Annotated in this window: 14 protein-coding genes; 2 read left to right on the top strand and 12 right to left on the bottom strand. The window is 63.9% G+C overall.

Annotated elements, in window-relative coordinates; genetic code table 11:
• Positions 1-9: 9 nt before the first annotated feature.
• The 8 genes from IWX88_RS06580 to IWX88_RS06545 all read right to left on the bottom strand — a co-directional run bounded on the left by IWX88_RS06580 (position 10) and on the right by IWX88_RS06545 (position 8,492).
• Positions 10-603 (bottom strand): GDSL-type esterase/lipase family protein, encoded by a 594-nt coding sequence (locus IWX88_RS06580; RefSeq protein WP_196828472.1) that lies wholly within the window; start codon positions 601-603, stop codon positions 10-12.
• Between the two features lie 88 nt (positions 604-691).
• Complete coding sequence (locus IWX88_RS06575; protein WP_196828470.1) at positions 692-2,212, bottom strand: SDR family oxidoreductase; 1,521 nt, start codon at positions 2,210-2,212, stop codon at positions 692-694.
• Between the two features lie 71 nt (positions 2,213-2,283).
• Entirely contained in the window at positions 2,284-2,721 is a 438-nt protein-coding gene (locus IWX88_RS06570; RefSeq protein ID WP_196828468.1) for a hypothetical protein, read from the bottom strand.
• A gap of 28 nt (positions 2,722-2,749) precedes the next feature.
• Positions 2,750-4,036: a heparan-alpha-glucosaminide N-acetyltransferase domain-containing protein gene (locus IWX88_RS06565; RefSeq protein WP_196828466.1), complete on the bottom strand. Its 1,287-nt coding sequence runs from the start codon at positions 4,034-4,036 to the stop codon at positions 2,750-2,752.
• A 64-nt stretch (positions 4,037-4,100) separates the two neighbouring features.
• Entirely contained in the window at positions 4,101-4,967 is an 867-nt protein-coding gene (locus IWX88_RS06560; RefSeq protein ID WP_196828464.1) for an aldehyde dehydrogenase family protein, read from the bottom strand.
• On the bottom strand, positions 4,964-6,490 hold the full coding sequence (locus IWX88_RS06555) for an aldehyde dehydrogenase family protein (protein WP_231368931.1): 1,527 nt from the start codon (positions 6,488-6,490) through the stop codon (positions 4,964-4,966). The genes IWX88_RS06560 and IWX88_RS06555 overlap by 4 nt, the downstream gene beginning before the upstream one ends.
• Positions 6,491-6,496: 6 nt before the next feature.
• Positions 6,497-7,516 carry a deoxyribose-phosphate aldolase gene (gene deoC / locus IWX88_RS06550; protein ID WP_196828462.1) on the bottom strand — a complete coding sequence of 340 codons (1,020 nt, stop codon included), beginning with the start codon at positions 7,514-7,516 and terminating at the stop codon, positions 6,497-6,499.
• A gap of 4 nt (positions 7,517-7,520) precedes the next feature.
• Positions 7,521-8,492, bottom strand: a complete 972-nt coding sequence (locus IWX88_RS06545) for a sugar-binding transcriptional regulator (RefSeq protein ID WP_196828460.1) — start codon at positions 8,490-8,492, stop codon at positions 7,521-7,523.
• A 227-nt stretch (positions 8,493-8,719) separates the two neighbouring features.
• Here IWX88_RS06545 and IWX88_RS06540 point away from each other — a divergent pair, with 227 nt between their 5' ends.
• Together IWX88_RS06540 and IWX88_RS06535 are read left to right on the top strand one after the other, a co-directional pair.
• Positions 8,720-9,058, top strand: a complete 339-nt coding sequence (locus IWX88_RS06540; RefSeq protein ID WP_196828458.1) for a hypothetical protein — start codon at positions 8,720-8,722, stop codon at positions 9,056-9,058.
• Entirely contained in the window at positions 9,055-9,987 is a 933-nt protein-coding gene (locus IWX88_RS06535) for an ROK family protein (protein ID WP_196828456.1), read from the top strand. Before IWX88_RS06540 ends, IWX88_RS06535 begins: the two co-directional genes overlap by 4 nt.
• A 50-nt stretch (positions 9,988-10,037) precedes the next feature.
• Here the strand turns inward: IWX88_RS06535 and IWX88_RS06530 are convergent, their stop codons facing one another.
• Genes IWX88_RS06530 through truB form a run of 4 tightly spaced genes read right to left on the bottom strand, consistent with a single transcriptional unit; the run spans position 10,038 to position 12,844 of the window.
• Entirely contained in the window at positions 10,038-11,003 is a 966-nt protein-coding gene (locus tag IWX88_RS06530; RefSeq protein WP_196828454.1) for a bifunctional riboflavin kinase/FAD synthetase, read from the bottom strand.
• Positions 11,000-11,467 carry a hypothetical protein gene (locus tag IWX88_RS06525; RefSeq protein WP_196828451.1) on the bottom strand — a complete coding sequence of 156 codons (468 nt, stop codon included), beginning with the start codon at positions 11,465-11,467 and terminating at the stop codon, positions 11,000-11,002. The genes IWX88_RS06530 and IWX88_RS06525 overlap by 4 nt, the downstream gene beginning before the upstream one ends.
• 10 nt (positions 11,468-11,477) lie before the next feature.
• Complete coding sequence (locus IWX88_RS06520; RefSeq protein ID WP_196828449.1) at positions 11,478-11,846, bottom strand: hypothetical protein; 369 nt, start codon at positions 11,844-11,846, stop codon at positions 11,478-11,480.
• Positions 11,843-12,844 (bottom strand): tRNA pseudouridine(55) synthase TruB, encoded by a 1,002-nt coding sequence (gene truB / locus IWX88_RS06515; protein WP_196828447.1) that lies wholly within the window; start codon positions 12,842-12,844, stop codon positions 11,843-11,845. Before truB ends, IWX88_RS06520 begins: the two co-directional genes overlap by 4 nt.
• Between the last annotated feature and the right edge of the window lie 225 nt (positions 12,845-13,069).

Here is a 13,069-nt window from a genome sequence, read left to right as displayed (position 1 = left end):
TGACCCTGGTCAGGCTGGCGGGGTGGGACGTGCGTAGTCGTCGATCATGATCGCCCGGATCGGGCTGGTCATCGGCGGCAGGTCTCGAAGCCGAACGAGAGCGGGGCGCAACTCAGACAGCCAGGCCTCGTACCCCGCGGCGTTGAGATGCAATCGATCCTCGGAGAAGGTCGGGTTTAATTCACCGTCGTCGAGTGCCAACGCTGGCCACAGGTCGAGAAACTGCGCATGCACGGTCGCCGAGAACTGGCGCAGATGGATATTGGCCTCACGGATGCGGTCGGCGAACTCACGGCCACGCGGCATGATCGACTGCACGAGCATCCGCGACCCGGGTAGATCACGACGCAGATCAACAAGAATGGATTGGATGTTGCGCACCAGACTCTCGACGTTGCGTCGCATACCCAGGTCGTTGGTGCCGATCAGCAGCACGATTTCATCTGGATCAAGGGCTACGACCGGCTCGAGACGACCAAGCACATCATCGGAGGTACTCCCGCCGATTCCGAGGTTCACGGCGGTGAGATCGGGGAACCATGCCGACCAATCGCCAGCCTCAGTGAGGCTGTCACCGAGAAAAACTATTTTTTCTACAGCCATTGTGTGACCTCCCTGGTCGCTCCTCGCGAGTGATACGCGCTCATCATGATGTCTCCCGGCGCTGGGAAAGGCTAGGGGGCACAGTCCATCAGACCACGGATGTGGTGTTCGCCTTACCGTCCGCCAGGACTTGCGCTTCCGCAGTCTGCACTATTTTGGCCGCCATTCCCGCGAAAATTATCCCGTGGAATGGCAACACACTGAGCCAGTACAGGCGACCACCGAGGCCATGCGGGAAGAAGACGGCCCGCTGGCGGTAATTGGATCCGCCGCTCTCCTCGTTGGGCGTGACGCTCAGTTCGAGCCAGGCACCCCCCGGCACCTTCATCTCCGCGCGCAGCCGAAGGAAGCGACCGCGATCCAGTTCCTCAACGCGCCAGAAGTCGAGAGCGTCACCGGCATTGAGGTGAGCTGCATTACGTCGGCCGCGGCGCAGTCCCACTCCGCCGACGATCTTGTCCAGCCATCCACGAATCGCCCACGCAAGGGGGAACGAATACCAGCCATGGTCTCCGCCGATGCCTTCGATCACCCGCCAGACCTGATCGGATGGCGCACTCGTGCGAAGCTCCCGAAGGTCGGTGTACACCGTGTGTCCCGACCACTCCGGATCGCTGGGGAGCCGGTCGCTCGGAGCATTACTGACCGCAGAATCTTGCCAGGCGGTCTCGACGGCGCCATCCCTCATTTTTCCGAGCGCCAGTCGCACCGATCGTCGGTACGGAGTGAGACCGCCCTCGGGGTCGGGAATGAATTTGTCAATGTCATGCTCGTGCACCACACAGTTGTACTGCAGGGAGGCGATGATCGGTACGGCGAGCGCACGCGGGATCGGAGTAACCAGGTTCACCCACTGGGAAGCAAGCCAGGGGGTGAGCACCGGCAGCGCCGCTATGGGACGCTGCTTGAGTCCAGCCTCGAGCGCGTAACCGTTCATCATCTGTCCGTAACGCAGCACATTCGGACCGCCGATGTCGAACGTGCGATTGACCTCGTGCGACAGTTCAGCACAGGCAATCAGATAATAAAGCACGTCTCGGATTGCGATCGGTTGGATGAAGTTGCGCACCCACTGCGGTGCGGGCATGTATGGCAACACGTCGGTGAGGTGTCGCACCATCTCGAACGAGGTCGAACCGGAGCCGATTACGACTCCCGCCTGTAGCGCCGCCGTCGGTACGCCGGAGTTCAGGAGAATACGGCCGACTTCTGCGCGTGACCGCAAGTGGGGTGAGAGCTCACCGTCGGGATGTAATCCACCGAGATAGACAATGCGCGAAACCCCCGCAGGCTTCGCGGCCGCCGCCACAGTGGTCGCGCCGGCAAGTTCGATCTGCTCAAATTCGCCCTTGGCGCCCATCGAATGGACGAGGTAGTAGAGCACGTCAATGCCCTCCACCGCGTGAGCGACAGCCTGCGGATCGGTGAGATCACCCGTGGCGATCTCCACCTGATTCACCCAGGGCACATCCGTGAGCTTCAACGGGTTGCGCACGAACACGCGCACGCGGTAGCCCGCCTCGAGCAGCCGCGGTACCAGCCGGCCACCGATATATCCGGTGGCCCCGGTGACGAGAACTTTTTTGCCCTGCGGCGCTGGTTTGACCATTTTCTAATTCTAGGGATACCACCTGAAAACTCGGGAGAATGTGCGCGCGATACTCGGACGGTCAGCGCGTGCTACTTGCGCGGCGGTCTGCGGCCGCGAATCCGCATCCGTTGGCCGTAGATGCCCCCACTCACACCGAGGATCACGAGAATACCGCCGATGACATAGCCAATGGGGAACGGTTTCGGCGCGGCGGTCCGTGGAACTGTGGTCGTCGAGGCTGCAGACTTCGCATGGGCGAACTGCGAAGCACTGGCCTGCGGCGCACTGGGCTGCGGCGCACTGGGCTGCGGCGCACTGGCCTGCGGCGCCCTGGCCTGCACCGAGATTGGGCCGCGTGCCTCGTTCGATGCGGTCGCGTAATAGTTGACGTGCGGGGCCACCCGCGTGTCCGTCTCAGAAGCTGCGGCGCCAGTTGCGATTACCGGGGTGAGTGCGAAACCCACCAGCAGCGCGACGACAAGAGTCGTTAGCTCCGAGTGACCTGCCGCCATCCTGCGCTTCTCCATTGCCTCAGCGTAGGCCTCGATTACCCCACTACCGCACCTGTGAGCCTGTTCGACTCGGTGCCAAGGGGCCGATATCCGCCGCTCTTCGCCCGACCCAGGTGACGAAGGCCTCGAGCGGTCCTCGACGTGACAGCAGCACAACGACTGTGCCGATGAGGAGGGCAAGCACCACATTCGCGGCGTAAAACTCTGCGCTCGAGATCCACCAGGTTGTGCTGATCGCGCCCAGGTCGCCAGCTGTCAACGCCCCATACGGCTTCCCCGTGACGAAAATCACCGTGCAGGCGACGAAAATAACATGCGCTGAGTACACCGTGAGCGGTGCTCTGCCTGCACCGATCACTGGACCAAGGATGCGCTGTGCACGCGCACCGAGTACGGTGCCGAACAGCACGAGAACTCCGATCGCCGTTACTGCACAACCGATCGTGAGCAGCAAATCGAGTGAGGTGCCAGTGTGTGGGCCGGTGCCGAGGAGAAAGAGCCAGGAACCGGCAAACGGCCTGCCGATGGCGTCGACATCGATCATCGCGGCATCCGCCACGCTAAGTGCGTTCTGCACTGCGGCAGCCGCAGCAAGACCGAGTAACCAGACACCGGCACCGGTTGCACCGAGCCGAATGGCAATTGAACGAAGTTCTTTTCTGGATCGTGCGCCCACAAGGGCGCGACCGATCAGCATGCCAACCACCCCGTAGGCAAGCCAAATCGACACCGGGTAGATGCCGGTGAACAGCACGCCGCGCAGTAGCGCAAGCGGATCGGCGAAGTCGAGCCAACTCGGGTTGTCTGCCTCGGTCGTGTTGCCAATTCCGCTCCACAGTCCCACTGCGGATGCCAACACTGGCACTGCGAAAACGATGATGACACCGGCAGCGATGAGTGCTCGATGCGGCCAGGTGAGTGCGAGGGCCAGAAACCAGAACAACACGCCGTAATAGACCAGGATGACCAGCATCGGCGGCTGCAGCAGCCCCAGCGTCAGGCCTGTCGCGATGAGCGCAGCACCTCGCCCGACCAGCATGCGGCGCGCCGCCATCCGACTGCGCGTGAGGAGTGTTGTTCGAGTGGACAGGATGATCCCCACCCCAGCGAGCACTGCAAAAAGTGCCGAGGCTCGGCCGTCAAAGAGCGCTGAAAATCCCACCCGTTCGCCCGTGTCGAGATCAGCGTAGAACCACACGTGGGTCGCCATCATGCCGACGATGGCAACGAATCGGGCGAGATCTAGACCGACAATGCGTGCGCCAGGCGTCTCACGTACGCGCGTCAAATCAGTGCCGTCGATGTGTGCGCCAGACGTACCGTCGATCACCGGATTCTCCCTCCCGAGCGGCCGTGCCGCCAGTCGATGTGAATTGTGCGCCAGGCGCCACGACTCAGATAATTCCCTTTGTATGCCACACCGTCTTCGTCTCGGTGAAGAACGTGATCCGCTCGACGGATGGCGCGGGAATGCCATTCTCGGGTGGAAGCACGCGCTTGAGTGTTTCGGCGGCCGCGATCTGCAGATCGACCCAGCTCAGATCACCGTCGAGGTCACCAGCGCCGGCAAGGTCGAGGGCGTTGACATCGGCGTGACTCGCGAGCCACGGAGCAATCTCGGCGGCCGAACCCGTGAGCACGTTGATCACTCCCCCGGGAACATCGCTCGTCGCGAGCACTTCACTTAGGCTGATCGCCGCGAGCGGGGCGCGCTCGCTCGCAACAACCACAACCGTGTTACCGCTGACGAGTGCGGGTGCGATGACGCTGACCAACCCAAGCAGGCTGGACTCCTGAGGGGCGATGATCGCCACCACTCCGGTCGCCTCCGGGGTCGAGATATTGAAATAGGGTCCGCTCACCGGGTTGCCATTGCCGGCCACCTGCACGTACTTGTCTGCCCAGCCGGCGTACCAGACCCAGATGTCGATGGCAGCATCCACCTGCAGTTGGGCGGCCGACTCGGAGAGTGACTCGCTCGCGCGAAGCTCCGCAACGAATTGGGCGCGGCGCCCCTCGAGCAACTCCGCAATTCGGTAGAGCACCTGGCCGCGGTTGTAGCCGGTGGCGCCAGCCCACCCGCCGGTCGCAGCGCGAGCCGCGACCACGGCATCCCGCGCATCTTTTCGGGAGGCCTTCGCGGCGTTCGCGAGGAACTCACCCGTGGCGTTGGTGATCTCGTACACACGACCGGATTCACTGCGCGGAAATTTGCCGCCGATGTAGAGCTTGTAGGTCTTCGGTACTGCAAGGCGAGTCATTTCGTGGCCTTCTTGGTCGCGGCGGGGGTCTCGATGGGCGCCGAAGACGGCGCTACTTGACCAAGGGATTCACGGGCCGCGCTCGTCAGATACGCAGCGAGCCCGTGCCGACCACCCTCACGGCCGTAGCCGGACTCTTTGTAGCCGCCGAATGGGCTGGCCGGATCGAATTGGTTAAAAGTGTTCGCCCAGATAACACCGGCGCGCAGCTTGTCGGCAACACCGAGCACCCGGCTGCCGTTCGAGCTCCAGATGCCGGCCGAGAGGCCGTAGGGCGTGTTGTTCGCCTTCGCGATGGCCTCGGCGGGGGTGCGGAAGCTCAGCACGCTGAGCACCGGTCCAAAAACTTCTTCGCGGGCGATCCGGTGGCTCGTCGACACGTTGGTGAAGATGGTTGGTGCGAACCAGAATCCGGTTTTCGGTATCTCGCAATCCGCAGTCCAGCGCTCGGCACCCTCCTGCTCACCGATGTCGGAGAGCTCGCGGATGCGGTCCAGTTGCGCGCGCGAATTGATCGCCCCGATGTCGGTGTTCTTGTCAAGCGGATCACCGAGGCGCAGCGTCGAGAGGCGTGCCTTGAGCCGGTCGACCACCTCATCTTTCACGTTCTCCTGCACGAGCAGACGGGATCCGGCACAGCACACGTGACCCTGATTGAAGAAGATGCCGTTGACTATGCCCTCGATCGCCTGGTCCATCGGCGCGTCATCGAACACGATGTTCGCGGCCTTGCCTCCAAGCTCAAGCGTGAGCTTCTTGCCTGAGCCAGCGGTGGAGCGGGCGATGGAGCGACCGACCGCGGTCGATCCGGTGAACGCAACCTTGTTGACATCCGGATGATTCACCAGCAGTGACCCGGTGTCCCCCGCGCCCGTGATGATGTTGACGACGCCGGCCGGGAGGTCAGCCTGCTGGAGGATTTCGGCGAAGATGAGCGCGGTGAGCGGCGTGGTCTCTGCCGGCTTGATCACGACGGTGTTGCCTGCGGCGAGCGCCGGGGCGATCTTCCACGCGAGCATCAGCAGCGGGAAGTTCCACGGGATCACCTGCGCGGCGACACCAAGCGATCGCGGATTCGGCCCCACACCGGCATAGTCGAGCTTGTCGGCCCAGCCGGCGTAGTAGAAGAACCACGCGGCGACGAGTGGCACGTCGACATCCCGGCTCTCCCTGATCGGCTTACCGTTATCCAGGCTCTCGGCGACGGCGAGTTCGCGGGCGCGCTCCTGCACCAGGCGCGCGATACGGAAGAGGTACTTGCCGCGGTCAGCGCCCGAAAGCTTCGACCAGGTGCGGCTGTAGGCGCGGCGGGCTGCGGCGACGGCGCGGTCGACATCCGAAGCATCCGCCGTCGATATCTGGGCAATCTTCTTCTCGGTGGCCGGGGAGATGGTCGAAAAGGACTCGCCATGGCCGTCGGAGAACTCGCCGTCGATGAAGAGGCCGTAGCTCTCACGGAGTGTGAGGATCGCCGTGGACTCGGGGGCCGGGGCGTAGTCGAGGAAGCGAATGGTTTCAGTCATTGTGATTCAGTCCACCGTTACGTAGTCGGGGCCGCTGTAGTGGCCGGAGGTGAGTTTTTGACGCTGCAGCAGCACGTCATTGAGCAGGCTCGATGCCCCGAATCGGAACAGGTGCCGCTGAAGCCACTCCTGGCCAACGGTCTCGGCGACAGTCACCAGATATTTGATCGCGTCCTTCGAGGTGCGGATGCCACCGGCCGGCTTCACGCCGATGCGCTCGCCGGTGAGGCGATACCAGTCGTTCACGACCTGCAGCATGAGCAGTGTTACCGGGAGGGTCGCGGCGGGGGCCACCTTGCCGGTCGAGGTTTTGATGAAGTCCGCACCGGCCAAAATTGCGAGCCAGGATGCTCGTCGCACGTTGTCATACGTGGTGAGTTCCCCGGTTTCGAGAATCACTTTGAGGTGAGCAGAGCTGCCGTCCTCACGCCGGCAGGCCTCTTTCACCGCCACGATCTGGTCGAAGACGAGTCCGTACCGTCCGGAAAGGAATGCCCCACGATCGATCACCATGTCGATCTCGTCGGCGCCGAATCGCACGGCGTCCCTGGTGTCGGCAATCTTCACCGGCAGGGATGCCCGACCACTCGGGAAGGCGGTAGCCACCGCAGCGATATGGATTCCAGACTCACCCCCAGCGGTTCCGAGCGCCTCGAGTGCGTAGGGCACCATGTCGCCGTAGACGCAGACCGCGGCGACGCAGGGGGTGGTCAGATCCGAGGGGTCGGGGTTGATCGCCTTCGCAACGAGTGACGCCACCTTGCCGGGGGTATCTGCACCCTCGAGGGTTGTCAGGTCGATGAGTTCGATGATCGTGTCGAGCGCCCAGGCCTTTGACGTGGTTTTGATCGAGCGGGTGCCGAGCGCGGCGGCGCGGGCTTCGAGACCAACCGCATCCACCCCTGGCAGTCCCTCGAGATGCAGCCGAAGGCTCTTCTCGGTGAGTTCGCCGCCGATGAGCTGGATCGCGCGCTCGGCAGGGGCGAGTGAGTGGGGAGCGAGCGGTGTCGCCTGTTCGATGGCCATACTGTCAGCTTCTTTCCTGAATTGTGGTGCCGGAGTCTGAAGAGTCGAGCACGGCCCGCGCGGTCGCCTCGTCGGTGATAAAGACCGAGCACAGCGAACTTGACACAACCGCACGAGCGATTGCGTGCTTCGGCTCGCCGGCAATCACCGCGATCGCGACGGCCGCCGCTCTCAGTTGTTCGAGGGAAACTCCCACTGTACGTTCGTCTAATTCGTTGTCGACGATGTTGCCATCCGCGTCAATGTAGCGCCCGACAACATCACCGACGGCACCCCTCGCCACCAGCTGGGCGATATCGTCCAGGCTCAGATAGCCGCTGTCGACCAGCACTGAGCTCGCATCCGCCACGCCGGCGCTGTAGAGGTAGGCGGATGCCCCGGCAGCCCGCTCGAGCACTCCGGCCACCGTGCGGTCGGCTTCGATAGCGAGTCGGGTCTTACGGTGCTCGAGAATCGCCGGGCTCGGCAGCAGTGTGGCCTGCCCGCCGCCGGAACGCGCGATTGCGACGGCGGTTGAGGCAGCATTGCCCGCGCGGCGGTTGAGGCTCACTCCCCCGTTGATTTGCACGACATCGACGCCCCGCGCCCAGCCCTGGGGAAGCCGCTCGGCAACGGCATCCACGGTGCGACCCCAGCTCACACCGAGGGTTCGCGGCACCGGACGCAACGCGTGCAAGTAGTGGGCTGCCGCTTCGGCAACCCGGTCGGCCAGGCTGGATCCGTCAGAGGGCGAGGGCACTACGACGGCGTCCGCCAATGAGAAGCGCTCTCGCAGCTCTCGTTCCAGTGACAGCTTTCTGGCACTCGGATGTACGATTTCGATTCGAACGATTCCCAGTTCTCGCGCTTGGCTGAGCAGGCGACCCACCTTCCAGCGGGTGAGTCCGAGCAGGGATCCGATCTCGTCCTGGGTCTTGTTTTCTTCGTAGTACAGCTCGGCGGCCCGCACGGAAAGCATTTCTGTCGATGTCGCCATCCGCCGCCTCCTTCTCACCCGATGTGCCAACGCTATTGGGTCGATTGCCCGAGTACAACATTTGAGCACTGATTGCTCATCTGAGCAATTAGAGAGTAGCGCCTGCTCACCTGAGTGGGCGTCGTCGGAACGGTTGGCGGCGTGCGCGGCAGTGTGGCAGAGCCTCATAACCATCAGCCCGACGACAGGCGAACTGCGCACCGCGAGCCCTCCAATAGGCTGTTCGCATGACGACGAAGATGCCGAATCACCTCGCGGCCACGGCTCGCAGACGCCGGCCGCGACCCGTGGTGGTGGTCGACATCATCGTGGCAATCCTGATCAGCCTCGTCGGCCTGATCTTCATGCTCGCGCTGGCGAGTTTCTATGCCGACGAATTCGTCGTCCCGGTGTTCGGCATCGCTACGAAGATCCTCGCGGTGCTGTCCTGGTTCGCCGGCACGGCGATGTTCATCCTCTTCGAAGTGCGCGGGCGCTATGCCTTTTACAGGCCGCTCGTCGGCATTGTCGCCATGTTCGCGTTCTACAACCTTGTGCCGTTCATTGCGTCGCGAGTTGCCGTGTGAGCGCGGTCTTCGCACTGGCCGTGGATGTCGGGGGCACGAAAGTCGAAGCTGCTCTCGTCGATACCGATGGAGTCGTGCTGTCCGGCAGCCGTTTTCGTGCTCCGACCGGGCCGGAGCGGGACTCCGACGGGCTCGCCCACTCCGTCGACGAGGTTGTCGGCCGTGCCGCCGCGGCTGCTCCGGTCGGTGCGAGGCTCATCGGTGCCGGCATCGGATCCGCGGGGCCGGTGAATGAGCTAGAGGGACGCGTCTCGCCGCTCAACCTCGGAGTGTGGCGCGACTACCCGCTTCGCGACCAGGTCGCATCCGCCCTTCCCGATATTCCGGTGCTGCTGCGCATGGACGGCATCTGCATCGCGCTCGCGGAACACTGGGTCGGCGCCGGTCGCGGCTACGACAACGTGATGGGCATGATCGTCTCCACCGGAATCGGGGGCGGCCTGGTGCTGCACGGCAATACCGTGTCTGGTCCCACCGGCAATGCCGGACACATCGGTCACGTCGAGGTTGCCGGCTTCGATGATCCCTGCCTGTGCGGCGGCATCGGATGTGTCGAAGCGATCGCATCCGGGCCGAAGACGGTCGCCTGGGCACGCCGCCAGGGCTGGACGGGCACCACCGGAGAGCAACTCGGGGCGAGCTTTCGCGCTGGCGACCCGATTGCCGCTGCGGCCATCGAGCGTTCTGGACGCGCCATCGGGCAGGTGATCGCCTCCGCGACATCCCTCGTCGACCTCGAGATCGTGGCGATCGGCGGCGGATTCTCACAGGTGACCCCGGTTCTGTTCGACCACATACGCACCGCCATAGCCACCCGCTGGCAGTTCGGTTTTGTCACCAAGGTGAAGGTGGTTCCTTCGGGACTCTCGAGCGACGGCCCGCTCATCGGAGCCGCAGCGCTCGTGCATCGCTCCGCGGTGGTGGCCTGACCTGCACGTATGCAGTCGGCAGCGGGAGCGCGCGGGCCCAGGCAGTACACCTAGGAGCGCGGGCCGATCGGCGTCGTGCGGTCCGGCATCCCGAGCAGTTGCCGCACGCGAACCTCGTCCTGGGTCATCTGGGTGACCAATTCGCCAACACTGGCAAACTTCTCCATGCCGCGGATGTACTCGACGAACGCGATCTCCACCGTCTTGCCGTACAGATCGAGGTCTTCATCGAGCAGGTGGGCTTCGATCTGCTTGTCGGGCACTCCGACGAAGGTCGGATTGTTGCCGATCGATACCGCGGCGGGTATCCGACGGCCGTCGACCGTGGCATAGGCCGCATAGACCCCATCAGCCGGTACGTAACCCTCGACAGAGCGGGCGAGATTAGCGGTCGGGTATCCGAGCTCGCGCCCGCGACGCTCCCCCGGCACCACTACTCCGCGCACAGTCGCCAGGCGTTCGAGCATGGTCGCAGCTTCGGCGACACGCCCCTGCGCCAGCAGGTCACGAATCCAGGTGGAGGAGATGACCCGGTCCCCGGATGGGCGAACAGCCTGGATCTCGCGCACCTCGAACCCGTGGAGGCGACCGAGCCGTCCGAGTTCCTCTGCGGTGCCAAGCCCCCAGTGGCCGAATCGAAAGTCGGGTCCGACGAAAACCAGCTGTGCGTGCAGGGTGGCGACCAGGACATCCGTCACGAAATCCTGCGGTTCCTTGAGGCTGAAGGCGTGGGTGAACTCGATCATCACCAGGGCATCGATGCCGGTCGTCTCGAGCACGGCACGCTTCTGGTCATTGCTCGTGAGGCTCTCGGGGAGCGTTTCCGGGCTGAGAAGGGCGAACGGATGCCGGTCGAAAGTGAGCACCGTCGATACCAGCCCGGCCACGGCAGCCTCCCGGCGCAGGTTCGCAATGATGCTGCGATGACCCGAGTGCACGCCGTCGAATTTTCCGATCGTGACAGCGGAGGGACCGAAGTCGGCTGGCACATCATCCAGAGAGGGATAGAACCTCATGCCGCATCATCCGTCGCACCGGCAGCAGGGCGGCGAGTGCGCAGATAAAGCAGGCCAAGCACCGGGAGCACAAGCGGGATGAGCAGATAGCCGAGGCCGTAAGCAGACCACACCGTGGACTCCCTCCCGAACGGGTTGGTGCTGTTGAGCCCGAGCAAACCGGGGGCGGCGAGGCTGATGGTGCCGACTACGAGCACCCCGACGAGCTCGAACCAGATGGTGAGCCGAGCTACGGCGTACCAGTTCGCACCCGGGGCGACGAGCGCGATGGTCGCGACGATGTAGACGACTGCGGAGATCGCTGAGAGCGAGAAGGCGAGCGGTGCTTCAGCGAATCGGTCCATGATCTGGAACACCGAGCGTCCCGTCGCAGCAAGCGCGAGGATGCCGTAGACGACCACGAGGACCCGCCCGATTCCCAGCGATTTTGTCCGCACCGGGCGGGGAGATGAGTTGACAGCCATTAGGTCAAGATTAGGCCACTTGAAAGACCCAAATCTGATACATGCGGTAGACCATCACCGCGACGGCGAGACAAATGACACCGAGCACCACAGTCGCCCAGCGATTGCGCTCGAGGAGTGCCCAGAATCCTGCGAGTGGCGGCAAGAGCAGTGCCGAAATGAGATAGATATAAAACTCGGGGAGACTCCCACTTGGCGGATTGCCTGCGAACGGGGCAATGAGTGCAACGACGAGCTGCACGACAAGAAGTACCTCGACCAGCAGTGTCGCTCCGAGTGAATAATCATTGGGCTGGCGGCCGAGCAGTCCGAGCACGAGACAGAACAGTCCTGCGACAACCGCCACTGCGACCTGCACCCAGGTGAACAACTCGATCATGCGTTTTCGACCGGTATCGAGGGAAGGTCCGACTGCTGGGTGCTGAACTGCTCCTTGACACTGGCCGGCTCCTCGGCACGGACCGGCTCCTTCAGAACATCGGGCGCGAAGTTGACGATCGGTGTGCCGATGCCGTCGGCAAACTGCACCAGGCCGACCAGACGACCGTCGGGCGCGATCGCCGCGATGGGTCCGGGTGGCCCCTCCGGGCGCTGCGCGACGAGGCGTTTTCCGTGGCCGAGGTCCACCGCCTGATCACAGTCCAGCGCGAACACCGGAAACAGCGCGGTCGCAATCTCGGCTGGCGGGAGCAGAGCAGCGGCGACATCGAGGGACTCCAGCTCCGCGGCATCCGCAACGCTGAATGGTCCGATCATGCTGCGCCTCAGCGCGGTGAGGTGGCCACCGACGCCCAGTGCCGCGCCAAGATCGCGCGCGATCGCCCGGATATAGGTGCCAGAGCTGCAGCGCACCCGCACGTCAAGATCGTAGAAGGCCCCTTCGCGGCGCGAGTGGAGCACCTCAAGAGCGGACACGGCCACCGAGCGCGGTGCGAGTTCAACCGTCTCACCCTCGCGCACGAGGGTGTACGCCCGTTTGCCGTCGACGCGGATGGCGCTCACGCTGCTCGGCACCTGACTGATCGCACCCCTGAGCGGAGTGAGCGCGGCGGAGACGGTGGCCTCGGTGAGTGCGTCAACCCGTGCGCGATCGACTACCCCGATCGGCTCCCCCTGCGCGTCGTCGGTATTGGTAGCCGATCCGAGTCGGATGGTGGCGAAGTATTCCTTGTCGAGCCCCACCAGGTAAGTGAGCAGCCTGGTCGAGTTATTGATGCCGAGCACGAGAAGCCCGGTGGCCATCGGATCCAGCGTGCCGGCATGGCCCACCTTGCGCGTACCCGCACGCTTGCGGGTGCGCGCAACGACATCATGACTCGTAATACCGGCCGGCTTGTCGATGAGCAGGATGCCGCTGCGGCCGAGCGCTTCACTCACGCGCCCACCTCCCCGCCGGGGCAGCTGGCGGTGGGGCCAGCAGGATTGCCCGAGACGATCCCGGTTCGGGTGTGCCTTCGTTGTGTGCTCTCCCGGGACCTCACCGATGCCGCCATCAGGCGCTCCCGCCCGTTCGGTTGACGGTCGGGGTCATCAGTCATCCGCAGTCCGCTCATAGTACTGATTAGCATGCCACCCACAAGGGAGTCCTGCGATTCGTCCCCC

Source organism: Frigoribacterium sp. CG_9.8 (assembly GCF_015751965.1).
In the GTDB taxonomy this organism is placed as follows: domain Bacteria; phylum Actinomycetota; class Actinomycetes; order Actinomycetales; family Microbacteriaceae; genus Lacisediminihabitans.
Note: the sequence above shows the minus strand (reverse complement) of the source record. Positions and strands in the feature narration are given on the sequence as shown.